This window comes from Pseudoduganella sp. UC29_71, from assembly GCF_042693265.1.
Lineage (GTDB): Bacteria > Pseudomonadota > Gammaproteobacteria > Burkholderiales > Burkholderiaceae_D > Rugamonas.
Map to the genome: position 1 here is coordinate 719,713 of NZ_CP170549.1, position 21,419 is coordinate 741,131.

The window sequence follows — 21,419 nt, forward strand, 5'->3', positions numbered from 1 at the left end:
GCCATGCCAGGTGATACCGATCAGGGTCTGCTGTTTATCGAAGGCGAGCTGACCATCTACCGCGCCGCCGAGCTGAAAGACGCTCTGCTGGCCGCCGTCAACCATTCTCCCGTGCTGGAGGTGGACCTGGCCGGCGTCACCGACATCGACACCGCCGGCGTGCAGCTGCTGATGCTGGCCAAGCGCAGCGCGCTGCAGCTGCAGCGCCAGGTGCGCCTGGTGTCGCACAGCCCGGCGGTGCTCGAAGTCTTCGAGCTGCTGGACCTGGGCGCCTGGTTTGGCGATCCGCTGCTGATGGCGGCGGATACCGCCAGCGGGAGCGCAGCATGAACCTCGACGACGCGCTGCAAACCTTCATCGCGGAGAGCCGCGAGCTGCTGGAGGACATGGAAAACGCGCTGCTGTCGCTGGAGCGCCATGGTGCCGCCGCATCCGGTGGCCAGCTGGAAGCGGTCAACGCCATCTTCCGCGCCGCCCACACCATCAAGGGTTCGGCCGGCCTGTTCAGCCTCGATCACATCGTCGCCTTCACCCACGTGCTGGAAAGCGTGCTCGATGAGGTGCGCGCCGGCACGGTGAACACCGACAGCCACCTGGTCAGCGTGATGCTGTCCTGCTGCGACCATATCGGCAGCATGACGGACGCAGTGGAAGCCGGCCAGACCGGCCCGGACGCCGAGACCGAGCAGCGCGGCGCGCCGCTGCTGCAGCAGCTGTCGGCCTACCTGGGCGAGACCCACGGCGCCGCGTGCGCCGGCGCTGGCAGCTCTGGCAGCTCCGGCGGCTCCGGCGGCACGGCGGTCGCCGTGGCGGCCGAGGAAAGCGGCGTGGAGCGCATGGCAGGCAGCGGTGCCGAAGGCGACCACTGGCACATCTCGCTGCGCTTCGGCCCGGACGTGCTGCGCAACGGCATGGACCCGCTGTCCTTCCTGCGCTACCTGAACCAGATCGGCCGCATCACCGCCATCGCCACCTTGCCGGACGCGATGCCGGAGAACGAACAGATGGACCCCGAGTCCTGCTACCTGGGCTATGAAATCGCCTTCGACAGCACGGCCGACAAGGCCACCATCGAAGCGGTGTTCGAGTTCGTGCAGGACGAGTGCACGCTGCGCATCGTACCGCCGCGCAGCCGCATCGAAGAATACGTGCAGCTGATCCGCGAACTGCCGGAACGCGCCGGCCGCCTGGGCGAGATCCTGGTGCGCTGCGGCAGCGTCACCGCGCGCGAGCTGGCCGCGGCGCTGGACCAGCAGCAGGAAGCCTCGGGCTGGCAAGCGAACACGCAGGCCGCCACGGCGCCGCTGGGCGCCATCCTGGTGGGCCAGGGCACGGTGGAGCCGGAAGTGGTGGCCGCCGCGCTGCACAAGCAACAGCAGAACAAGAGCGCCGGCCAGGCCGGAGACGCCAAGCCGGCCGAAGCGCGCACCGTGCGCGTGGACGCGGACAAGCTGGACCACCTGATCAACCTGGTGGGGGAACTGATCATCGCCGGCGCGTCGGCCAACCTGATCGCGCGCCGCGTGCACAACGCCGAGCTGCAGGAAAGCACCTCGCGCCTGTCCACGCTGGTGGAGGAGGTGCGCGACAGCGCGCTGCAGCTGCGCATGGTGAAAATCGGCGCCACCTTCAACCGCTTCCAGCGCGTGGTGCACGACGTGTCGCGCGAGTTGGGCAAGGACATCGGCCTGGTGGTCAACGGCGAGGATGCGGAGCTGGACAAGACCGTGGTGGAGAAAATCGGCGACCCGCTGATGCACCTGGTGCGCAACGCCATCGACCACGGCATCGAACCGGCCGAACAGCGCCGCGCGGCGGGCAAGCCCGAACGCGGCACGGTCAGGCTGAACGCCTACCACGACTCGGGCAGCATCGTCATCGAAGTTTCCGACGACGGCGGCGGCTTGAAGAAGGAGCGCATCTTCGCCAAGGCGGTCGAGCGCGGCTTGGTGGAGGCGGACCGCAAATTGACCGACAGCGAAATCTACGCGCTGATCTTCGAGCCGGGCTTCTCCACCGCCGAACAGGTGACCAACCTGTCCGGGCGCGGCGTGGGCATGGACGTGGTCAAGCGCAACATCAACGCCTTGCGCGGCAGCGTCGGCATCGACAGCGCGGAAGGCAAGGGCACCATCGTCACCGTGCGCCTGCCGCTGACCCTGGCCATCATCGACGGCTTCCTGGTCGGGCTGGGCAAGTCCACCTATGTGATCCCGCTCGACACGATAGAGGAATGCATCGAATTCGCGGCCGAGGCGGGGCACGACTACGCCAACCTGCGCGGCCAGGTGCTGCCTTTCGTGCGGCTGCGCGACATGTTCGGCGTGCAGGGCGCGGCCGGGCGGCGCGAATCCATCGTCGTGCTCAAGCATGCCGGCCAGCGCGCCGGCCTGGTGGTGGACAGCCTGCTGGGCGAATTCCAGACCGTGATCAAGCCGCTCAGTCCCGTGTTCAGCGGCGTACGCTGCATCAGCGGTTCCACCATCCTGGGCAGCGGCGAAGTGGCGCTGATCCTGGACGTGGCGGCGCTGCTGCAGCAGGTCGGCGGCGCCGGGCAGCCGGGCCAGCATCAAATGCAACCGCATCTACAACCGCATCTGCAGCACCACGCGGCATAATAAATTCAGGCTTTCATTGGAGATGAGCATGTTCAACAAACTTAAAGTAGGCACCCGCCTCGGTATCCTGGTCGCGCTGCTGTCCATCATCGTGATGGCGGTCGGCTACGCCGGCATGCGCGGCATGAGCTTCAGCAACGACAAGCTCAAGACCGTGTACGAAGACCGCACCGTCGCGCTCGGCCAGTTGGCCAAGATCAGCGACGCCATGCTGCGCATGCGCCATCGCAGCGTGCAGGCTTCGTTCGGCGCAACGCCTGCCGAAGTGGAAGCCGACCTGGTGGCGCTGGAAAAGAACGACGCGGCATTCAAGAAGAATATGGCCGACTATCTTGGAACCGTCCTCACTGCCGACGAAAAGAAGATGGTTGACGAATTCACGCCGGCCTGGAACGCCTACAACGAGAAGCGCATGGCCGCCATGGCGCTGGCCAAGGCCGGAAACCAGAAAGCATCGGCGGAAGCGATGCGCAATATCGAAAAGGACTTCTACCCGCCGCTGGAACTGCTGACCAAGCTGCGCACCTTGCAGGAAGAAGTGGCCAAGCAGGAGTATGAAGACGCGGTGAAGCAGTACGACGCGACCACCCGCATGAACGCGGGCCTGATCGGCGGCGGCCTGCTGCTTGGCGTGCTGCTGTCCTGGGCGCTGATCCGCAGCCTGCTGCGCCAGCTGGGCGGCGAGCCTGACTACGCCGCGCAGATCGTGGGCGAAGTCGCCAACGGCAACCTGGCGCTGGACATCCGCGTCAAGGACGGTGACCGCAGCAGCCTGCTGTACTCGATGAAGCAGATGGTGGACAAGCTGTCGCAAGTGGTGGCCGAAGTGACCAACGGCGCCCAGGTGCTGGCCGGCGCATCGGAAGAAGTCAGCGCCACGGCGCAGTCGCTGTCGCAGGCGGCCAGCGAGCAGGCCGCAGGCGTGGAGCAGACCAGCGCCTCGGTCGAGGAAATGACCGCTTCCATCGCGCAGAACACCGAGAACGCCAAGGTCACCGACGCCATGGCCAGCAAGGCCGCCATCGAAGCGACCGAAGGCGGCGCGGCGGTGAAGGAAACCGTGGCGGCGATGAAGCAGATCGCCAACAAGATCGTCATCATCGACGATATCGCCTACCAGACCAATTTGCTGGCGCTGAACGCGGCCATCGAAGCGGCCCGCGCCGGCGAACATGGCAAGGGTTTCGCCGTGGTGGCGGCCGAAGTGCGCAAGCTGGCCGAGCGCTCGCAAGTGGCGGCGCAGGAAATCGGCGAAGTCGCGGCCAGCAGCGTCAGCCTGGCCGAACGCGCCGGCGAACTGCTGAACTCCATGGTCCCCAACATCAAGAAGACTTCCGACCTGGTGCAGGAAATCACGGCGGCGTCGGAAGAGCAGTCATCCGGCGTGGCGCAGATCAACGCGGCCGTGGGGCAGCTGTCCAGCACCACGCAGCAGAATGCCGCCGGTTCCGAGGAACTGGCCTCCACCGCCGAAGAGATGAGCAGCCAGGCCGAGGAACTGCAGGCCGCCATCGCCTTCTTCCGCGTGGCCGGCGCCGCGCCGGTGCAGCACCGCGCCACGGTGCAGCCGCTGCGCAAGCCGGCCGCGCGCGGCGCAGGCCGCAAGCTGGCGGCGCCGTCGGGCGGCCATGTCAGCACCGCCCACTTCCCGGAAGGCGAGCCGGACGAAGCGCACTTCACCAAATTCTGAGCGGGGGAGCGCAATATGAACGCACAGTCGAACGCACAGCCGAACGCACTGGCACCAAGTGCAGCCGGCGCCGCCGAGCCGAAGCAGTACCTGACCTTTGTGCTGGGCGGCGAAATCTACGCGGTCGGCATCCTGGCGGTGAAGGAGATCATCGAGTACGCCGGCCTGACTTCGGTGCCGATGATGCCCGAAGCCATACGCGGCGTGATCAACCTGCGCGGCGCCGTGGTGCCGGTAATGGACCTGGCGGCGCGCTTCGGCCGCCAGGCCAGCGAGATCACCAAGCGCACCTGCATCATCATCGTCGAAGTGGAGCAGGGCGGTGAGCAGCAGGTGATCGGCGTGATGGTGGACGCCGTCAACGCCGTGCTGGAGATTGCCGCCGCCGACATCGAACCGGCGCCGTCCTTCGGCGCGCGCATCCGCAGCGATTTCATCGCCGGCATGGGCAAGGTCAATGGCAAGTTCGTGATCCTGCTGGACGCCAGCCAGGTGCTGTCGGTCCAGGAGATCAGCGCGCTGGCCTCGTCCGGCGAACGCGCGCTGGCGGTGGAAGCCTGACCCCGGCCATAGCGAGCAGACGCCATGACCCCCACCGCCATCAGCGACCAGGAGTTCGCACAGTTCCAGCGATTCATTTTTGAAGCCGCCGGCATCGCGATGGCGCCCAGCAAAAAGGCGCTGGTCGGCGGCCGCCTGTCCAAGCGGCTGCAGCACCACCGCGTAAGCTCCTATGGCGAGTACTTCAAGCTGCTGTCCAGCGGTGAGGAGCCGGGCGAAACGCAGTGCGCGGTGGATCTGCTGACCACCAACGAAACCTACTTTTTCCGCGAAAACAAGCACTTCGACCTGCTGCGCACGGTGGCGCAAGAGGCGCGCGAGCGCAGCGGGAACCTGCGCGTGTGGAGCGCGGCCTGCTCCACCGGCGAGGAACCCTACAGCATCGCCATGGTGCTGGCCGATGTGCTGGAGGAGCGGCCGTGGGAAATCACCGCGTCCGACATCAGTTCCCGCGTGCTGCAGAAGGCGCGCTTCGGCCACTACCCGATGGAACGCACCGGCAATATCCCGCACAGCTACCTGCAGCGCTTCTGCCTGAAAGGCCTGGACAAGTACGCCGGCACGCTGCTGGTGCAGCGCCCGTTGCGCGAGCGCGTGCAGTTCATGGAAATGAACCTGAACGCCACGCTGCCCAAGGTTGGCACTTTCGACGTGATCTTCCTGCGCAATGTGCTGATCTACTTCAGCGCCGACACCAAGCGCCAGGTGGTGGGGCGCGTGGTGCAGCAGCTCAAGCCGGGCGGTTACCTGTTCATCGGCCACTCCGAAAGCCTGAATGACATCAACAGCGACGTGGCCATGGTGGCGCCGTCGATATACCGCAAGCCGTAAGCCCGCCATGCAAACGATCCAGGAAAAGAGCGCGCCGCTGAACGCGCTGGACTGGTCCACTCACACCGCCCTGGTGGTGGAAGACAGCGCGGTGCAGCGCGCCCACATGGTCAGCATGCTGCGCTCGCTGGGCTTCGGCCTGGTGCTGGAAGCCTGGAACGGCGCCGATGCGTTGGAGGTGCTGGAACAGTACTGCCGCAGCGGCAAGCCGGGCGTGCAAGGCGTGCAAGGCGTGCAGCTTGTGCTGACCGACCTCGACATGCCGCGCATGGACGGCATCGAACTGATACGCCACCTGAACGAACGCAAGCTCACCGAAAGCCTGATCGTCATGAGCGCGCGTGACCCGCGCCTGCTGGAGCTTGTCGAGAACATGGACGCCGACAACACCGGCCTCACGCTGCTTGGCACCCTGCTCAAGCCCGTGATGATGGACGAGCTGAACGTGCTGCTGCGGCGCGTCGGCCACGTGCGCCAGGCGCCGGCGGCGGTGATGGAGCGTCCCGAGCTGACGCTGGGCCAGCTGGAACAGGCACTCGCCGCGTCCCAGTTCGTACCGGTGTTCCAGCCCAAGATATCGATGAACTCCGGCCTGATCAAAGGCCTCGAAGCGCTGGCGCGCTGGCAGCACCCCGAGCAGGGCCTGCTGGCGCCGTGGCACTTCATCTCCAGCCTGGAAGGCACGCCGCTGATGGCAGGTTTCACGCTGTCCATTGTCGAACAATCGCTGGCGCGGCTGGTGGAATGGCAGCGCATCGGCCTCACCTCGATGAAAGTATCGATCAACCTGTCGGCCGACATCCTGGCCGAGCGCACCTTCATCGACCAGCTGGACGACATGGTGGAGTCCTTCAGCATCTCGCCCGAACTGGTGATCTGGGAAATCACCGAGACCATGGTGATGAACAACCTCGCGCAAGCGCTGGCCAATGTGGCGCGCCTGCGCCTGAAAGGCTACGGCCTGGCGATGGACGATTACGGCATCGGCTACTCCTCGATCCAGCAGCTGTCGCGCTGCCCGTTCACGGAACTGAAGATAGACCGCATGTTCGTGGACGGCGCCTCGCAGCGGCCAAACCGGCGCGTAATCCTCGAAAGCGCCATCGAGATGGGCCAGCGCCTGGGCGTCACCACCGTGGCCGAAGGCGTGGAAAAGCTCAGCGACTGGGCGCTGCTGCGCGAGCTGGGCTGCGAACTGGCGCAAGGCTACATGATTGCGCGACCCATGCCGGCTGGCGACATCGCCGGCTGGATCAAATCCAACCGCGCGCGCCTCCGCCAGCTCTCGTCGCCCGCCGCCGCGCTGCGCTAAAGGGCGCCCGGGCTCAATAAGCTCCGTGCGGCAGCTTGTGGTCCAGGTCCAGGAACTGCTGCATCAGCCAGCGGCCCGCCGGGCCGGGCTCCTCGTCGCCGCGGTGGATGACGAACAGCGGATACTGGAAGGCCTTGCCGTCCGCGATATCGAGCTGCACCAGGCGGCCGCTGGCCAGGTCGTCATAGATCAGCGCATGCGGCATGCTGCCCCAGCCCAGGCCCCCGCGCAGCAGCGCGTGCTTGGACGCCAGGTCCCCCAGGCGCCAGTTGCGCAGGCCCAGCACGCCGAAGTCCTTGCCGGCGGTGAGCGAGCTGCGGTCCGTGAGCACCAGCTGCATATGGTCGCGCAGCGCCGACACCGGGATCTTGCCGTCGAACTTGGCCAATGGATGGTCCGGCGAGCACACTGGCATCATTGTCACTTCGCCCGCTCCGCGGCGCTCGATCGCGTCCGGCGTGGCGATCACGCCGCCGCTGATGCCGATATGGCACACCCGCTCCAGCACCAGCTGCGTCACAGCGCCCAGCGCCTCGGTGCGCAAGCGCATCGCCACCGTGGGGTACTGCTGCTGGAAGTCGTTCAGGATGCGCACCAGCAAACAGGTGGGGAACATCACGTCCACCACCAGCGACACCTCCGCCTCCAGCCCCGCCGACAGCGCCTTGGCGCGCGAACGCATGCTGTCCACCTTCATCGACACCGCGCGCGCATCGGCCAGCAGCGCGCGGCCCGCCTCGGTCAGCGTCGGCTTGCGCTTGCTGCGGTCCAGCAGCGCGATGTTCAACTGCTCCTCCAGGTTGGCGATGGTATAGCTGATGACCGACTGCGTGCGGTGCAGCGCGCGCGCCGCGTGCGCAAAGCCGCCATGGTCGATGACGGCGATAAACACGCGCAGCTGGTCGAGGGAGGGAAGGCCGGGATCTCGCATGATCTAAAAAATCGATAATTTCGATTGAAATTTACTGTATTTCATCGATATTAAACCCGTTCTATCATGCATGCAATCCCAACCGGGTCCCACACAATGAAGGAGCAGCATCATGGCAAACGTACTTTACATCAACAGCAGCGTGCGTAATTCCGGTTCCCTGTCGCGCCAGCTGTCGGCTGAATTCATCGCCAAATGGAAGGCCGCCAACCCGGCCGACACCATCGTCGAGCGCGACCTGGCGGCCAATCCCGTGCCGCACCTGACCGAGCAGATGATGGGCGCCTTCTTCACCCCGGCCGAAGCGCGCAACGCCGACCAGGCCTACACCGTGAAAACCTCCGACACGCTGGTAGCCGAAGTGCAGGCAGCGGACGTGATCGTGATCGGCGCGCCGATGTACAACTTCTCCGTCAGCTCCACGCTGAAAGCCTGGATCGACCACATCGCCCGTGCCGGCGTCACCTTCGTGTACGGCGCCAACGGCCCCGAAGGCCAGCTGAAAGGCAAGAAAGTGTACGTCTTCACCGCCACCGGCGGCATCTACAGCGAAGGCCCGGCCGCCGCCTACGACCACCTGACCACCTACCTGCGCGCCGTGCTGGGCTTCCTGGGCCTGACCGACGTCACCTTCGTGCAAGCCGAAGGCGCCGCGCTGGGCGAGCAAGCCGTCGCCGACACCATCGCCAAGAGCCGCAAATCCATCGACGACCTCGTCGCCGCCTAAGCCGCCAGGCACCTCAAGCAGCCTGAGCCGCATTCGGGGTCAGACCCCGAATGCGGCTCAGGCCGTTTGTAGGAATCCGTTAGGGTTTAGTAGGAATTCTTGACAGCAGGTATCATGGGGTAATCGCGCCCCGGAGCCTGCCCATGAAACGCAATCTGCATCTGCTTGTCATTGACCCGCAAAACGATTTTTGCGATCTGCCTGCGGCTTATCTGCCGGAGAATCCGGCCACCAAGAGCTTGCATGCGCCGGCGCTGCCTGTGCCCGGCGCCCACCAGGATATGCTGCGCCTGGCCGGCCTGATCAACCGCGGCCGCCATGGCTTGACGGCAATTAGCGTTACGCTCGATTCCCACCACCGCTACGACATTGCGCATCCCACTTTCTGGCTTACTGCCGACGGCGCCGCGCCCGCTCCCTTTACGCAGATCACCGCCGCCGATGTGCGCGGCAAGGCCTTCCTGCCGCGCGACAGCGCCGCCTTGCCGCGCGCGCTGGCTTACCTGGATGCGCTGGAGCAGGCCGACCGCTACCGCCTGATGATCTGGCCCGTGCATTGCGAGATCGGCTCCTGGGGCCACAACGTGCACGAGGATGTGCGCTCGGCATACAACCGCTGGGAAGACGCGTCGCTGGGCACCGTCACCAAGATCACCAAGGGTTCCAATCCGTGGACCGAGCACTATTCCGCCGTGATGGCCGAGGTGCCGGACGACGCGGACCCGGACACGCAGCTGAACCGCACCCTGATCGACCACCTGGCCGAGGCGGACCTGGTCTACATCGCCGGCGAAGCGGGCAGCCACTGCGTGAAGGCGACCACCGAGCATATCGCCGCGCAGTTCGCGGCCCGCTTCGGCGAGGACGGCCTGCGCCGCCTGGTGCTCGTCACCGACTGCATGAGCCCCGTGGCCGGCTTCTGCGACCAGTACCAGGACTTCCTCGAAGAGATGGAAGAACGCGGCGTGCGCCTGGCGCAGTCGGGCGACGTGCTGCAAGAGCTGCTGCTCAATGCCGGCCGCTAGGAGAATATGTTGATGATCCCCGTGGTCCGCAGTCTGCTGGAAACCGACCTGTATAAATTCAGCATGTGGCAGGCTTTGTTGCATGGCCATCCCGGCGCCCACGCCGAATACGAATTCCTGTGCCGGAACAGCACTGTGTTCCCGCTGGCCGAACTGGCCGATGAAGTGAACGCGCAGCTGGACCACCTGTGCAATATGTCCTTCGCCGACGACGAGCTGGATTACCTGCGCTCGCTGCGCTACATGAAATCGGACTTCGTCGACTTCCTGGCCGTGTTCCGCTTCCAGCGCAAGTTCATCCAGGTGGAAGTGCAGGGCGACAGCCTGGCGATCCGCGCGGCCGGCCCGCAGGTGCACGTGATGGGCTTCGAGATTTTCGTGCTCTACATCGTCAACGAGCTGTACTTCCGCCGCTTCGACCAGGAGGCCGCGCTGGCCGAGGGCCGCGAGCGCCTGCTGGACAAGATCGCGTCGCTGAAGGCCTTCGGCCTGCAGCCCGGCCTGCGCCATCCATTCGAGTTTTCCGATTTCGGCCTGCGCCGCCGCTTCTCGGCCGCGTGGCACGACGAGGTGGTGCTGCGCCTGGCGGCCGAGGTGCCGCAGTACTTCAAGGGCACGTCGAACGTCTACCTGGCCAAGCGCCTCGGCATGGTGCCCATCGGGACCATGGCGCACGAGTACATGCAGTCCTTCCAGGCCTTCGGCGTGCGCCTGCGCGACTTCCAGAAGGCTGCACTGGAGGACTGGGTGCAGGAATACCGGGGCGACCTGGGCGTGGCGCTGACCGACGTGGTGGGCATGGATGCCTTCCTGGAGGACTTCGACCTGTACTTCGCCAAGCTGTTCGACGGCCTGCGCCACGATTCGGGCGACCCGGTGCTGTGGGGCGAGAAGGCGCTGGCGCACTACGCCGCGCTGCGCATCGACGCCAACACCAAGCGCCTGGTGTTCTCGGATGGGCTGGACCTGCCGACCGCCTTCAGCCTGTACCGCCATTTCGCCGGCCGCATCATGACCGGCTTCGGCATCGGCACCAACCTCACCAACGACGTGGGCCTGACGCCGCTGAACATCGTCATGAAGCTGGTGCGCTGCAACGGCCAGTCGGTAGCTAAGCTGTCCGATTCGCCGGGCAAGACCATGTGCAAGGACGAGACTTTCCTGGCTTACCTGCGCCAGGTGTTTCACCATCCTGCCTAGCTGGCAGCCTTCTGGAAGCGCGTCCGGTAATCGCCGGGCGTAACGCCGAGGCGGCGCTGGAAGGCGCGCCGCAAGCCGTTGGGATTGCCAAAGCCGCTCCAGGCGGCCACGCGCTTGAGCGGGTTCATGGTGTCTTCCAGCAGGCGCCGCGCGGCGTCGATGCGCGCGCCTTCCACAAAATCGGCCGGCGTCATGCCGGTGTCCTGCTTGAACTGGCGCGAGAAATTGCGCGTGCTCATGCCGGCGCGCGCGGCCATGTCGTCCACCGTCAGCGGCTCGGCCAGGCTGGCCAGCACCCATTCCTGCACCTCGCGTATCGCGCTGCGTTCGGACGACTGCGCCGCCAGGTGGGCACTGAACTGGGACTGGCCGCCGGGGCGCTTCAGGAACATCACCAGTTCGCGCGCCGTCCTCAGCGCCACTTCGCGGCCGAAATCCTCCTCCACCATTGCCAGCGCCAGGTCCATGCCCGCGCTCACGCCGGCGGAGGTGTAGAGCGATCCGTCGCGCACGTAGATCTGGTCCGCCTCCACATGCACCTTGGGAAAGTCGCGCGCCAGCCTGGCAGAGCTGTTCCAGTGCGTGGTGACGTGCTTGCCGTCCAGCAGGCCGGCGCGCGCCAGCAGGAAGGCGCCGCTGCACACGGAGCCCAGCCGCCGCACTTGCGTGGCCTGGACGCGCAGCCAGTCCAGCAGAGCAGGGGGCACCTCCATGGTGTGCATGTCCGGGCTGCCGGCCACCAGCAGCGTATCGATGCCGGGAGCGGCTGCGTCCAACGCCACGTCCGCGTGGAAGACCATGCCGTTCGAGGCGCGCTGCGGACCGGCTTGCGGCGCCACCAGCTCGAATTGGTAGGCGTCCGGCTTGCCGGTGTGGCGGGCGGCTTCGTTGAATACTTCGATGGGGCCGACCGCGTCCAGCATCTGCACTCCAGGGAAGACCAGCATGGCAATGCGCATCGTGAACTCCTGTGGCTTAGGCACTGAGCAGCTTACCGGAAATCAGTGCGTGCAGCGTGCGCACCAGCAGCACGGCAATGGCGGCGGTGAGGAAGGACAGCAGCACGGCGGCCAGCACCGCCAGCACGCCGCTGTCGGTAGCCGTGGCGTACCTCAGGGCGGCGATGGCCAGCGCGGCCAGCGGGAAGCCGATGGCCCACCACGAGGCGGCAAACGGCACCGACGGCCGGAACACGCGCGGCGCCACGACCACGAAGATGAACAGGCCGAAGTAGAACAGCATGGAGGCGAACATGTCCACCCGGTGCACCAGGTTGACGTAGGCCAGGAAGCCGACCTCGAACGGGGCGACCAGCACCATCAGCGAGGGCGTCATGCCGGGCGGCAGCGGTTCGCTGTGAACGAGGCGCGAGAAGATCATGACGAAGAACACCACCGCCAGCACGCTGCCGATGGCCACGGCCAGCAGGTTGACTTCATGCGCCCAGGCCATGGGCATGGTGGCGCCGGTGACGGCGATGTCCAGCGTGGCCACGCCGGGGATGAGCCAGGCGGGAACGGCGCTGCCGGGCGCGCCGTTCCCGCGCAGCAGGCGGCCGGCCACGATGGCGCCGAGCGCCACGGTGGTCAGCACGCCCAGCGTCCACAGCGCTTGCTGCAGCGCGGTGCTGTAGCCGTCCACCACGGTGGATAGCAACAGCAGCGAGATGGTGATGGAACCGAAGAAGTTGCCTGCCACCGGATGCGTGAATTCCTTGCGCACCGCGTCCGGGTAGCGCACCGCTTTGACGAGGTAGCCGGAGGCGATCAGCAGGAAGGCCAGGATGGCCAGCACGCCGATACCGTTGGCGATGGCGATGTCGGCGCCGAAGCTGTTGGCGGCCACGCGCCAGGCCAGCGTGAGGCCGGACAGGCCCATCACTGCGGCGAACAGGTTGACTGGCAGGTTGCGGATGGATGAGCGGCTGGCGGGAAGGACGGCGTTATCGGCGGCGGGCTGCGTGCTCGGGTTGGCGGCTGGCATGGGGACTCCATCGGGTTGATTTCAATGGGTCCATTATCGGCCGCGCCCATTCTGGCCGAAAGTGCTGCAAAGCGTCGTTTTCGGCCAAATTGGGCGCCATGTCAGCCATGTCAGCCATGTCGGCCATAGCGCGGCGCTCAGGCGTCAATGGCGTTGTGGCGGCGCAGGATGGCGTCGGCCTGCTCGCGCTGCTCGTCGTCCAGCACGTCCACGCTGAGCAGGGCGACGGGGCGCGGACGCGGCTCGTCGGTACTGTCGGCGTTGTCCGGCGTGAGCGAGTTGAAGATGTTGTCGACGGCCCTGACCGTGGTGCTTTGCGCCAGTGCGCGGTGCGGCGCCAGGTTGAGGGCGGTGGCGGGGAAGCCCGCAGCCAGCAGCGCGCTGCGCGCGGCTTCGGCGTCTTCCTGCGACATGAAGTTGCGGTGGATGGTATTGGCCATGACGGCATGCTCCTGGATGCGTGATGGCCTATTGTGAGCGAAAGCGGCGCGCTGCGTCGCCGCCTTCGGTGACCGGGCTCAGAAGCCGGTGATCACGGTCTCGGTGTGCTCAACCTTGGGCGGCTGGGCGAAGAAGCCGCCAACCAGCGCGCGCCAGGCCTGGAAGTCCTCGCTGCCGCGGAAGTCGACGGTATGGTTTTCCAGCGTGGTCCAGTTGATGACCAGGTGGTAAGTGTCCGGGCGTTCGATGATGCGCTCCAGGCGCATCGCCTCGCAGCCCTTGGCGCGCTTGAACAGCGGCACCGCCTCCTTGACGGCCGCTTCGAAGGCGGCGTTGCTGTCTGGTTTGATCTGGATTTCGGCAATTTCGTAAATCATGGTCAGGTCCTATCGGTGGCAATCCAACCATTTTGCCCGAAAGCACAAAACCATGCATGCCGCTGCCGCGATATCAACCAGATGCTAGGCGGTAGCTTTACTGGCGGTTGCCGCCGCTGCGGGCGGGGGCGGGTGTTTCCAGGCCTTGGCGCAGGGCTTCGGCGTTGCAGTCGCGCTGGAAGCCTTCGGCGCGCTGGTCTTCGGTGCAGCAGCCGGAGAGCAGGTCGTCGGTGCGGCCGGCGGACTGGCTGTTGCCGGGGGCGGCTGCGTCGCGGATGCCGGACTGGCTGCTGCCGCCGGTGCCGCCTGCGCCCATGCTGCCGGCGCTGCTGGTGCCCGAGTGGGTCTGCTGCTCGAATTTGCGGCGGCGCGGTTCGTATGCGTCCATGATGGTCTCCTCATTCAGGTTACGCGTGGGTATGAGGAGTATAGGATTCGCTCCGGCGATGTCCAGTTAAATAGCTTCAGCTATAAATCAAGCTCGATCCACGTGGGTGCATGGTCGCTCGGCTTTTCCCGGCCGCGCACGTCGCGGTCCACATTGGCCGCCTTCAGCACGCTGGCCAGGGCTGGGCTGAGCAGCAGGTGGTCGATGCGCAGGCCGGCATCGCGGCCATAGGCGTTGCGGAAATAGTCCCAGAAGGTGTAGATGCGTTCGCCCGGATGCATGGTGCGCAAGGCGTCGCACCAGCCTTGCTCCAGCAGCCTGTGGAAAGCGGCGCGTGTTTCCGGGCGGAACAGCGCATCGTCCACCCAGCGCTCGGGCTTGTACACGTCCAGTTCGGTGGGCATGACGTTGAAGTCGCCCGCCAGCACCACCGGCGCGCCGGTGTCGAGCAGCTCGGCGGCGCGGCCGATGAGGCGGTCGAACCATTTCAGCTTGTAGTCGAACTTGGGGCCGGGCGCGGGATTGCCGTTGGGCAGGTAGAGACAGGCTATCACCACGCCATCCACCACCGCTTCGATGTAGCGGCTTTGCGCATCCTCCGGATCGCCCGCCAGGCCGCGCCCGACTTCCAGCGGCGCCTTGCCGCGCGCCAGGATCGCCACGCCGTTCCAGCTCTTCTGGCCGTGCCAGATGCACTGGTAGCCGGCGTCGTTCAGCGCCGCCTCCGGGAACTTCTCCTGCGGCGCCTTCAGCTCCTGCAGGCAGGCGACGTCGGGCTGGGTTTCAGCCAGCCATTGCAACAGGGCCGGCAGGCGGCTGGTGATGCCGTTGACATTAAACGTGGCTATGCGCATGGCGCCTCCGCAGTCATGTGGAGCGCCTATTGTGACCGCAAGCGGCCAGGTCTGCCGCACATTTACTTCATCGGGTTGGCGCTGTACGGCCGCTCGCGGTAGTCGAAGTAGTCGAAGTCGGCGTGCAGGCCGCTGCCGGCCATGTCCTGGCAAGCCATGCCGACGAAGGCGCCGGTGAAGTTGGGCTGGCCTGGCGCGCTGGCTTCGTCGGACAGGATGCTGGCGTCGAACTGCTGCGGCAGCCATTGCCAGCCGCCGCCGTCCCCGCCCAGCCGGTAGCCGAAATACAGGCGCTCCTCGTCCACCTCCACGCGCAGCTCTACCGGCACGCCGGGCGGCAGCGCCACCGGCGCGGTGAAGCTGTCCGTCTGCAGATGATTGGGCAGGCTGCTCATCACGCGCAAGTGCTTGCCCACGGTCTCGTCATGCGTGATGTACAGGTAGTGGAACTTGGCGCCGCCGTAGTAGCAGACCAGGCCGGCCTGCTGCTGGTAGTGCTGCGGCTCGAACTCCACCACGGTGGCGGCGCTGTAGCAGTGCGACTGCTGGCGGCGCGCCACCAGCGCCTGGCGGAACTGGCTGCCCATGGTCTCGCGTCCGTACAGGCGCAGATGGCCGGGTCGGTCGGTCAGGCTGAACAGCTCTTCCGGCCACGGCGTGCGCAGCCACTGGAAGGCGGCGGGCAGCTCGGCCGCGTCGAAGTCCTCACGCGCAGCGGCGATGGGGAAGCGGTGTTCCGGCAGGCCGGGCGCGGCGGCCTGCAGCTCGGGCGTTCCCAACCCGTCCACGGTGCGCAGCCAGCCATCCTCGCCCCAGACCATGGGCTGGATCGCGGTCTCGCGGCCCAGCGTGCAGGTGCCGCGGTTGCGCAGCGGCCGGCCGCACAGGTAGACGATGTAAGTCTGGCCATCCTGCGTTTCCACCAGGTCGCCGTGGCCGGCGCGCTGCAGCGCCGCGTCCGGGCGGTGGCGCGCGCTGAGGATGGTCTGGTCGGGATGCAGCTCGTACGGCCCGTGCAGATTGCGCGAGCGCGCCATGGTCACGCCGTGGTTCCAGCCGGTGCCGCCTTCGGCCGTGAGCAGGTAGTAGTAGCCGTTGCGCTTGTAGATGTGCGGCCCTTCGGTCAGCGCATGCGGCGTGCCCTTGAAGATGTTCTCGCGCTGGCCAACCAGCCGTCCTTCCTGCACCGAATATTCCTGCAGCACGATGCCGGCGAAACGGTTGCTGCCCGGACGGTGGTCCCACAGCTGGTTCAGCAAGTACTTGCGGCCGTCGTCGTCATGGAACAGCGAAGGGTCGAAGCCGCTGCTGTTGAGATAGACCGGGTCGGACCACGGGCCTTCGATGGACGGGCTGGTGACCAGGTAGTTGTGGAAGTCGCGCAGCGATGCGCTGCCGCCGGCGGCGCCGGTGGAGGTGCGGCCGTAGCGTTTCACGTCCGTGTAGATCAGCCAGAACAAGCCGTCCGCGTAAGTCAGGCAGGGCGCCCATACGCCGCAGGAATCCGGCGTCCCCAGCATGTTGAGCTGGCTCGCGCGCGTGAGCGGGCGCGTGAGCAGGCGCCAGTTCACGAGGTCGCGCGAATGGTGGATCTGCACGCCCGGATACCATTCAAAGGTGGACGTGGCAATGTAGTAGTCGTCGCCCACGCGCACGATGGACGGATCGGGATTGAAGCCGGGGAGGATGGGATTCTGGATCATGGTTGTTTCGTGATGAGAGTAGGGGGCTGCTCGCGCACCAGGCACCACAGCAGCGCTGCGGCCAGCAGGTCCAGCACGGCCAGGCTGACGAAGAACGGCGTGTAGCCGACGCTGGAAATCAGCCCGCCGATCAGCAGCGAAAACAGCAGCAGGCCCAGGTTGCCGAAGGTGCCGCACATGCCGGCGACGGTGGCCACTTCATTGCGGCGGAACAGGTCGGACGACATGGTGATGACGGTGACGGACAGGGTCTGGTGCGCAAAGCCCGCCAGGCTGAGCAAGGCAATCGCCGCGTATGGGCTGTCCACGAAGCCGACGAAAGCCACGCCCATCATCATGCAGGCGCCCAGCGTGAACGCGCTGCGGCGCGCGTTAATCAGCCGCACGCCGCGCTTTTGCAGCGCCAGCACCACCACTGGGCCGAACAGGCAGCCCAGGTCCGCCGCCAGGAAGGGCAGCCAGGCGAACATGGCGATCTGCATCAGGTCGAAATGGCGCACCGTGGTCAGGTACAGCGGCACCCAGAACGACAGCGTGCCCCAGGTGGGATCGGCCAGGAAGCGGGGCAGGGCAATGCCCCAGAAATTGCGCATCTTGAGGATGCTGCTGATGGACGGCCGCGTGCCGTCGCCCTGCAGGTGCTGTTCCTGCCCGGCGGCGATGTGCCGCGCCTCGGCTTCGGACAGGCGGCGGTGGCGCGCGGGCGCGTCATACAGCAGCAGCCAGGCCGCCACCCACACCAGTCCCAGCGCGCCGGTGATGACGAAGGCGGACTGCCAGTTGTAGTGCAAAATGGCCCACACCACCAGCGGCGGCGCCAGCATGGAGCCGAACGAGGCGCCGATGTTGAAGATGCCGCCCGCCAGTCCGCGCTCCTTGGCCGGGAACCATTCGGACACGGCCTTCATGCCGGCCGGATTGGCCGAGCCTTCGGCCAGTCCCAGCAAGCCGCGCAGCCACGCCAGTGCCTGCCAGCTGGTGGCCATGCCGTGCGCCATGCAGATGACCGACCACGCCGCCGCGAACAGCGCGAAGCCGAATTTCAGGCCGATCACGTCCAGCACATAGCCGCACAGCGGCTGCAGCATGATGGCGCCCTGGAAGGCGGCCGTGATGTACGAGTACTCCTGCGTGGTGATGTGCAGGTCAGTGAGCAACGTCGGCGCCGACACGGCCAGCGTGCTGCGCGTCAGGTAGTTGATGACTGCGCCGAGCATGATCAGGCCTATCATCCACCAGCGTAATCCTCGGATCTTGGAGATAAGCATGTTTGCGCAACCATAAATGTGATGGGAGCTGAACGATACCATAAACCCGGCGCGCCCCGCACAGTAATGATTGCGCAAACTTGCTGCATGTTATAGAAGCGATAATTGCCGTGGCGGCGAGCATCGCCACGGTGTGGATGCCCACGGCGGCCAGCCCCAGCACGAGCGAGCCGGACGCGGTGATCTGCCTGGCAGGACCGGCGCTGAGGCAGATCGGGATGAGCGCCGGCACCAGCATCAAGCCGGCGCCGTGCACGGTGGACATGGCGCAGGACCACAGCGCCAGCGCAGCTTGCCCCCGTGGGGCTCGTAGAGCTCGTGTGGCTTGCGGGGCGATTGGCGTGACCAATGTAGCCGATGCAGCCAATATGGCGAACCTGGCCAATGCTGCCAGTGCCAGTGCCAGCGCCAGCGCCAGGACCGCGCCCGCCAGCGTCCAGAGCGTGGTCCGGTCCATGCTCATGCCCAGCACCGCCGCAGCGGCCACCAGCGCCACCGATGCAGCATGGCCTGCCGCAATCGGCAGCAGCGCGCGCAAGGCCTGCCTGCGGTCCCGCGCGCGCAGGCCTTGCGCGGCCGCGAAGAACCAGCCGGTGGCGGGATTCAGCCCATGCAGTGCGCCTGCCCCCGCCACCGCCAGCCATGGCCATAAGGTTTCCACGCCGCCCCCGCCTCAGTGTTTCAGGCTGTCGCGTGGCAGCACGCGGCGGCTGCGGGCGCGGCGGCCGGCGCCGTCTCGTACAGGTCATGGTGGCGCACCCAGGACATGGTGTCCGCCAGGCCGTCCTCCTGCCGTCCCAGCGGCGTCAGGTCGAGTAGCGCATACGTGTGCATCATCACCTCGACCCCGCGCCCGTACTTGGAATAGGTGCGGAAGATCTGCCCCGCGTCGTCCTTGTAGAACACGCTGATGCCGGGCGCGTCCGGCAGCGGGAAGGGCTGCATGGTGAAGTTGTAGTCCACTGCTCCCTGCGCGCTCTGCTCCGGCGTGAAGCTCACGTTGAAGTCATAATTGAAATCGCTCTCGCCCGACGACACCCACTTGAACTGCCAGCCCATGCGCTGGCGGAAGCGTTCGATGTCCGCGATCGGGGCGCGCGAAATGGCCACGAAGCTCAGGTCGCGCTGAGCCAGGTGCGGCAGCGCGCCGTCCGTATGGTCCGCCATGTAGGAGCAGCTGCGGCAGCCTTGCTCCTTGCCCGGCGTGAACATGAAGTGCTGCACCATCAGCTGGCGCCGGCCCTCGAACAGGTCGGCCAGCGTGCGCCTGCCTTGCGGCGTGTCGAACACGTAGTTCTTCTCCACGCGCACCCACGGCAGCGCGCGGCGCTCGCGGGCCAGGTCATCGTGCTGGCGCATCAGCTCCTTCTCGCGCGCCAGCAAGGCCTTGCGCGCGCTGATCCACTGCGCATGGCTTACAACGGGATGGGTTACGGTATCTTTCATGATCTGCTCCTTAGTTTTTGGGACGGCGCACGGCGCGCACTTTGCCGCTGCCGCCCCCACCTGCATAGAAAAGGTCCGCACCGTCGGACTCGAGGCCGCTGACATTCACGCCGGCCGGCAGCTCCAGCCGCTCCAGCACGGCGCCGCTCTGCGGATTGATGCGCCGGATTTCGCTTTCGTCACCTTCCCAGGTGCCGTGCCACAGCTCCCCGTCCACCCAGGTCACGCCGGTGACGAAACGGTCCGAACTGATGCTGCGGATCACGGCGCCGGTGGCCGGATCGATCTGGTGGATTTTGCGGTCGCGGTACTGGCCGACCCACAGGCTGCCTTCGGCCCAGGTCAGGCCGGAATCGAAGCCGTGCCCGGGCGCGGGAATGGTGGACAGCACATCGCCCGTGGCGGGATCGATCTTGTCGATGCGCTCCTCGGCAATCTGGTACAGATAGGTGCCGTCGAAAGCGGTGCCGGCATCGCAGGCGCGCTCCAGCGAGCGCGTGGTCTCGCCGCTGGCGGGATCGAAGGCGATCAGCTTGTCACCGGTGGCGGCCCAGACGCGCTGGCCGTCATGGGTGACGCCGGCTATGCTCTTGGCGCCGTCGAAAGGACCGTACTCGCGGACGATCTCGGCCGCTCGCGGGGCAGGGTGGTTCTTGTTCGTCATTAACGTCTCCTGTTGTCGCGCCAGGAACCGGCGCCGCAGGAGAACTTTATGCCATTGCCAGCGCGGCAGGGAGTAACAAGATTGTCGTGTATCCGGCCAGCGGCGGCGCCAGCCAGCGGCAAGTGCGGGCCTTGCCGATGGAACGCACGCGCCCGGCCATTTCCAGCTCGGCCAGCGCGCGCTGCACGGTGCGCTGGCTGGCGCCCAGGGCCAGCGCCAGCGCGGAGGTGGACCAGGCGGCGCCGTCGGAAAGCAGGGCCAGCAGAGAAGCTTGTTCGCCATCGATGGGCGGCGCCAGCACGGCCACGGTGCGCTCGCCATGTGGTTTGAGGACGAAGCCGCGCGGCGTGGCATCGATGCGCGCAACGTCCTTGACGAGCGCGCGCAGGCGGCCGATTTCCACGCGCAGGCGGGCGCGGTGGGTCTCGTCCGGCGCTTGCAGGTTGAAAGCCGTGGCGATCAGCGATTCGCGGTCGGCGTCGCCGGGCCAGGCTTCGGCCAGCGCGCGGGCCAGCGAGAACAGGATGGGGCGGCGGGCCAGGGATTGCCAGCCGGCGAGCCCGCTGGCGCCAGCGGCGATGCCGCGCCGGCAGGCGTCCACCACCAGCGTGTCCGAAGCGAGCAGGGCGGCCACCTCGTCCAGGCGCAGCAACTGTTCGCAGCCGGCGGAGAGGCGGCGCGCGGCGGGGCGTTCCAATGCGGCTTGGGCTTCCGCCACTTCCGCCATCAAGGCCGGTACGCGGGCGCGTTCGGCGGCCTCGCGCGCGCTTGCGAGCGCCGTGCGGGCCGGTTCCATGTTGAGCGAGCGCAGCGCCAGTTCCGCCTTGGCCAGGCCGGCCACTGCGGCAAGCGCCGGCGGCAGGCCTGTCGCGTCCAGCTGCGCCAGCGCGGCGCCCGCCTCGTCCAGCCGTCCAAGCAGCAAGAGCTTGCGCGCGGCCACCAGCCGGGCCTGCAACGCATTGGCGTGGTCGGCATGTGCTTCAAGCGTGGCGATGGCCGCCGCCAGCGCGCGCGGCGGGGCACCGAAGTCGCGCACGGCCATGGCCACTTCGGCTTCCGCCACGACGCAGCGGGCGCGCGACAGCTCTTCGTGCGTACCGAAGCCGCGCGCCGCCAGCTTCAGCAGCTCGCGTGCGCGCGTGTGTTCGCCCAGCTGCGCCATGGCGATGCCGCGCAAGGCCAGTGCGGGCGGATCGTCGCGCAGGGCGACACGTTTGAGCGCGCCGAGTACGTCCCCGGCGGCGAGGGCGCGCGCGGAGGCGGCGATCAGGGAGTCCATGGCGAGAGCATACACTGCGTTCGGCTGGTGCACACACGGCGCTTCCAGCGTCCAGCGGAGGCCCTGTCCGCTGCCTTGCGGCGGCCTGGCGGACGACAAAGGAAAGCGGCCAAGCAGGCGC

22 protein-coding genes are annotated in these 21,419 nt (G+C 66.8%); 9 read left to right on the forward strand and 13 right to left on the reverse strand.

Translation table 11 applies throughout. The features are described 5' to 3' along the window. The first annotated feature begins 3 nt into the window (after positions 1–3). From ACFJI2_RS03205 to ACFJI2_RS03230, 6 genes are read left to right on the forward strand one after another with little or no spacing between them, the layout of a single operon-like run. Entirely contained in the window at positions 4–330 is a 327-nt protein-coding gene (locus ACFJI2_RS03205) for a lipid asymmetry maintenance protein MlaB (protein WP_377703717.1), read from the forward strand. Next, complete coding sequence (locus ACFJI2_RS03210) at positions 327–2,618, forward strand: chemotaxis protein CheW (RefSeq protein WP_377703718.1); 2,292 nt, start codon at positions 327–329, stop codon at positions 2,616–2,618. The genes ACFJI2_RS03205 and ACFJI2_RS03210 overlap by 4 nt, the downstream gene beginning before the upstream one ends. A 28-nt stretch (positions 2,619–2,646) precedes the next feature. Further along, the gene (locus ACFJI2_RS03215) at positions 2,647–4,308 is read left to right on the forward strand and encodes a methyl-accepting chemotaxis protein (protein ID WP_377703720.1); all 1,662 of its coding nucleotides are present in this window, start codon (positions 2,647–2,649) and stop codon (positions 4,306–4,308) included. A 15-nt stretch (positions 4,309–4,323) separates the two neighbouring features. Then, positions 4,324–4,869, forward strand: coding sequence for a chemotaxis protein CheW (locus ACFJI2_RS03220; protein WP_377703721.1), 546 nt, complete (start codon positions 4,324–4,326; stop codon positions 4,867–4,869). Positions 4,870–4,893: 24 nt separating this feature from the next. After that, a complete protein-coding gene (locus ACFJI2_RS03225; RefSeq protein ID WP_377703722.1) occupies positions 4,894–5,700 on the forward strand; it encodes a CheR family methyltransferase in 807 nt (268 codons plus the stop codon). A 7-nt stretch (positions 5,701–5,707) separates the two neighbouring features. Further along, positions 5,708–7,012 carry an EAL domain-containing protein gene (locus tag ACFJI2_RS03230; RefSeq protein WP_377703723.1) on the forward strand — a complete coding sequence of 435 codons (1,305 nt, stop codon included), beginning with the start codon at positions 5,708–5,710 and terminating at the stop codon, positions 7,010–7,012. Positions 7,013–7,025: 13 nt separating this feature from the next. On the opposite strand, the gene ACFJI2_RS03235 is transcribed toward ACFJI2_RS03230, so the two are convergent. Continuing rightward, positions 7,026–7,943, reverse strand: coding sequence for a LysR family transcriptional regulator (locus tag ACFJI2_RS03235; RefSeq protein WP_107877105.1), 918 nt, complete (start codon positions 7,941–7,943; stop codon positions 7,026–7,028). A 112-nt stretch (positions 7,944–8,055) separates the two neighbouring features. Between ACFJI2_RS03235 and ACFJI2_RS03240 the strand changes: the two genes are divergently transcribed. The 3 genes from ACFJI2_RS03240 (at position 8,056) to pncB (ending at position 10,895) form a co-directional block, all read left to right on the forward strand. Then, positions 8,056–8,670 carry an FMN-dependent NADH-azoreductase gene (locus ACFJI2_RS03240; protein ID WP_107877102.1) on the forward strand — a complete coding sequence of 205 codons (615 nt, stop codon included), beginning with the start codon at positions 8,056–8,058 and terminating at the stop codon, positions 8,668–8,670. A 143-nt stretch (positions 8,671–8,813) separates the two neighbouring features. Beyond that, entirely contained in the window at positions 8,814–9,695 is an 882-nt protein-coding gene (locus ACFJI2_RS03245) for a cysteine hydrolase (protein ID WP_377703724.1), read from the forward strand. A 12-nt stretch (positions 9,696–9,707) separates the two neighbouring features. Beyond that, the gene (gene pncB / locus ACFJI2_RS03250; RefSeq protein WP_181259924.1) at positions 9,708–10,895 is read left to right on the forward strand and encodes a nicotinate phosphoribosyltransferase; all 1,188 of its coding nucleotides are present in this window, start codon (positions 9,708–9,710) and stop codon (positions 10,893–10,895) included. Here the strand turns inward: pncB and ACFJI2_RS03255 are convergent. The 12 genes from ACFJI2_RS03255 to ACFJI2_RS03310 all read right to left on the reverse strand — a co-directional run bounded on the left by ACFJI2_RS03255 (position 10,892) and on the right by ACFJI2_RS03310 (position 21,298). Further along, positions 10,892–11,854, reverse strand: a complete 963-nt coding sequence (locus ACFJI2_RS03255) for a GlxA family transcriptional regulator (protein ID WP_377703725.1) — start codon at positions 11,852–11,854, stop codon at positions 10,892–10,894. The genes pncB and ACFJI2_RS03255 overlap by 4 nt on opposite strands. A 16-nt stretch (positions 11,855–11,870) precedes the next feature. Then, positions 11,871–12,878: an SLAC1 anion channel family protein gene (locus tag ACFJI2_RS03260; RefSeq protein ID WP_377703726.1), complete on the reverse strand. Its 1,008-nt coding sequence runs from the start codon at positions 12,876–12,878 to the stop codon at positions 11,871–11,873. A 137-nt stretch (positions 12,879–13,015) separates the two neighbouring features. Next, complete coding sequence (locus tag ACFJI2_RS03265; protein WP_377703727.1) at positions 13,016–13,318, reverse strand: hypothetical protein; 303 nt, start codon at positions 13,316–13,318, stop codon at positions 13,016–13,018. Positions 13,319–13,396: 78 nt separating this feature from the next. Continuing rightward, on the reverse strand, positions 13,397–13,696 hold the full coding sequence (locus tag ACFJI2_RS03270) for an antibiotic biosynthesis monooxygenase family protein (protein ID WP_107877092.1): 300 nt from the start codon (positions 13,694–13,696) through the stop codon (positions 13,397–13,399). Positions 13,697–13,793: 97 nt separating this feature from the next. Continuing rightward, positions 13,794–14,084 carry a hypothetical protein gene (locus ACFJI2_RS03275; protein WP_107877088.1) on the reverse strand — a complete coding sequence of 97 codons (291 nt, stop codon included), beginning with the start codon at positions 14,082–14,084 and terminating at the stop codon, positions 13,794–13,796. Positions 14,085–14,164: 80 nt separating this feature from the next. Then, positions 14,165–14,938: an exodeoxyribonuclease III gene (gene xth, locus ACFJI2_RS03280; RefSeq protein WP_377703728.1), complete on the reverse strand. Its 774-nt coding sequence runs from the start codon at positions 14,936–14,938 to the stop codon at positions 14,165–14,167. A 62-nt stretch (positions 14,939–15,000) separates the two neighbouring features. Then, on the reverse strand, positions 15,001–16,641 hold the full coding sequence (locus ACFJI2_RS03285; RefSeq protein WP_377703729.1) for a glycoside hydrolase family 43 protein: 1,641 nt from the start codon (positions 16,639–16,641) through the stop codon (positions 15,001–15,003). After that, on the reverse strand, positions 16,638–17,858 hold the full coding sequence (locus ACFJI2_RS03290; protein WP_377703730.1) for an MFS transporter: 1,221 nt from the start codon (positions 17,856–17,858) through the stop codon (positions 16,638–16,640). Before ACFJI2_RS03290 ends, ACFJI2_RS03285 begins: the two co-directional genes overlap by 4 nt. Continuing rightward, positions 17,788–18,570: a hypothetical protein gene (locus ACFJI2_RS03295; protein ID WP_377703731.1), complete on the reverse strand. Its 783-nt coding sequence runs from the start codon at positions 18,568–18,570 to the stop codon at positions 17,788–17,790. Before ACFJI2_RS03295 ends, ACFJI2_RS03290 begins: the two co-directional genes overlap by 71 nt. 20 nt (positions 18,571–18,590) lie before the next feature. Beyond that, a complete protein-coding gene (locus ACFJI2_RS03300; protein WP_377703732.1) occupies positions 18,591–19,355 on the reverse strand; it encodes a DUF899 domain-containing protein in 765 nt (254 codons plus the stop codon). Between the two features lie 10 nt (positions 19,356–19,365). Then, positions 19,366–20,019, reverse strand: coding sequence for a hypothetical protein (locus tag ACFJI2_RS03305; protein WP_377703733.1), 654 nt, complete (start codon positions 20,017–20,019; stop codon positions 19,366–19,368). A 46-nt stretch (positions 20,020–20,065) separates the two neighbouring features. Next, positions 20,066–21,298 (reverse strand): helix-turn-helix domain-containing protein, encoded by a 1,233-nt coding sequence (locus tag ACFJI2_RS03310; RefSeq protein WP_377703734.1) that lies wholly within the window; start codon positions 21,296–21,298, stop codon positions 20,066–20,068. Between the last annotated feature and the right edge of the window lie 121 nt (positions 21,299–21,419).

Coding starts and splice junctions, on each gene's coding strand:
- ACFJI2_RS03260 (WP_377703726.1), bottom strand. CDS start 12,878: ATGCCAGCCGCCAACCCGAGCACGCAGCCCGCCGCCGATAACGCCGTC.
- ACFJI2_RS03220 (WP_377703721.1), top strand. CDS start 4,324: ATGAACGCACAGTCGAACGCACAGCCGAACGCACTGGCACCAAGTGCA.
- ACFJI2_RS03290 (WP_377703730.1), bottom strand. CDS start 17,858: ATGCTCGGCGCAGTCATCAACTACCTGACGCGCAGCACGCTGGCCGTG.
- ACFJI2_RS03270 (WP_107877092.1), bottom strand. CDS start 13,696: ATGATTTACGAAATTGCCGAAATCCAGATCAAACCAGACAGCAACGCC.
- ACFJI2_RS03300 (WP_377703732.1), bottom strand. CDS start 19,355: ATGAAAGATACCGTAACCCATCCCGTTGTAAGCCATGCGCAGTGGATC.
- pncB (WP_181259924.1), top strand. CDS start 9,708: ATGATCCCCGTGGTCCGCAGTCTGCTGGAAACCGACCTGTATAAATTC.
- ACFJI2_RS03285 (WP_377703729.1), bottom strand. CDS start 16,641: ATGATCCAGAATCCCATCCTCCCCGGCTTCAATCCCGATCCGTCCATC.
- ACFJI2_RS03305 (WP_377703733.1), bottom strand. CDS start 20,019: ATGACGAACAAGAACCACCCTGCCCCGCGAGCGGCCGAGATCGTCCGC.
- ACFJI2_RS03225 (WP_377703722.1), top strand. CDS start 4,894: ATGACCCCCACCGCCATCAGCGACCAGGAGTTCGCACAGTTCCAGCGA.
- ACFJI2_RS03310 (WP_377703734.1), bottom strand. CDS start 21,298: ATGGACTCCCTGATCGCCGCCTCCGCGCGCGCCCTCGCCGCCGGGGAC.
- ACFJI2_RS03230 (WP_377703723.1), top strand. CDS start 5,708: ATGCAAACGATCCAGGAAAAGAGCGCGCCGCTGAACGCGCTGGACTGG.
- ACFJI2_RS03210 (WP_377703718.1), top strand. CDS start 327: ATGAACCTCGACGACGCGCTGCAAACCTTCATCGCGGAGAGCCGCGAG.
- ACFJI2_RS03275 (WP_107877088.1), bottom strand. CDS start 14,084: ATGGACGCATACGAACCGCGCCGCCGCAAATTCGAGCAGCAGACCCAC.
- ACFJI2_RS03215 (WP_377703720.1), top strand. CDS start 2,647: ATGTTCAACAAACTTAAAGTAGGCACCCGCCTCGGTATCCTGGTCGCG.
- xth (WP_377703728.1), bottom strand. CDS start 14,938: ATGCGCATAGCCACGTTTAATGTCAACGGCATCACCAGCCGCCTGCCG.
- ACFJI2_RS03255 (WP_377703725.1), bottom strand. CDS start 11,854: ATGCGCATTGCCATGCTGGTCTTCCCTGGAGTGCAGATGCTGGACGCG.
- ACFJI2_RS03265 (WP_377703727.1), bottom strand. CDS start 13,318: ATGGCCAATACCATCCACCGCAACTTCATGTCGCAGGAAGACGCCGAA.
- ACFJI2_RS03205 (WP_377703717.1), top strand. CDS start 4: ATGCCAGGTGATACCGATCAGGGTCTGCTGTTTATCGAAGGCGAGCTG.
- ACFJI2_RS03240 (WP_107877102.1), top strand. CDS start 8,056: ATGGCAAACGTACTTTACATCAACAGCAGCGTGCGTAATTCCGGTTCC.
- ACFJI2_RS03235 (WP_107877105.1), bottom strand. CDS start 7,943: ATGCGAGATCCCGGCCTTCCCTCCCTCGACCAGCTGCGCGTGTTTATC.
- ACFJI2_RS03245 (WP_377703724.1), top strand. CDS start 8,814: ATGAAACGCAATCTGCATCTGCTTGTCATTGACCCGCAAAACGATTTT.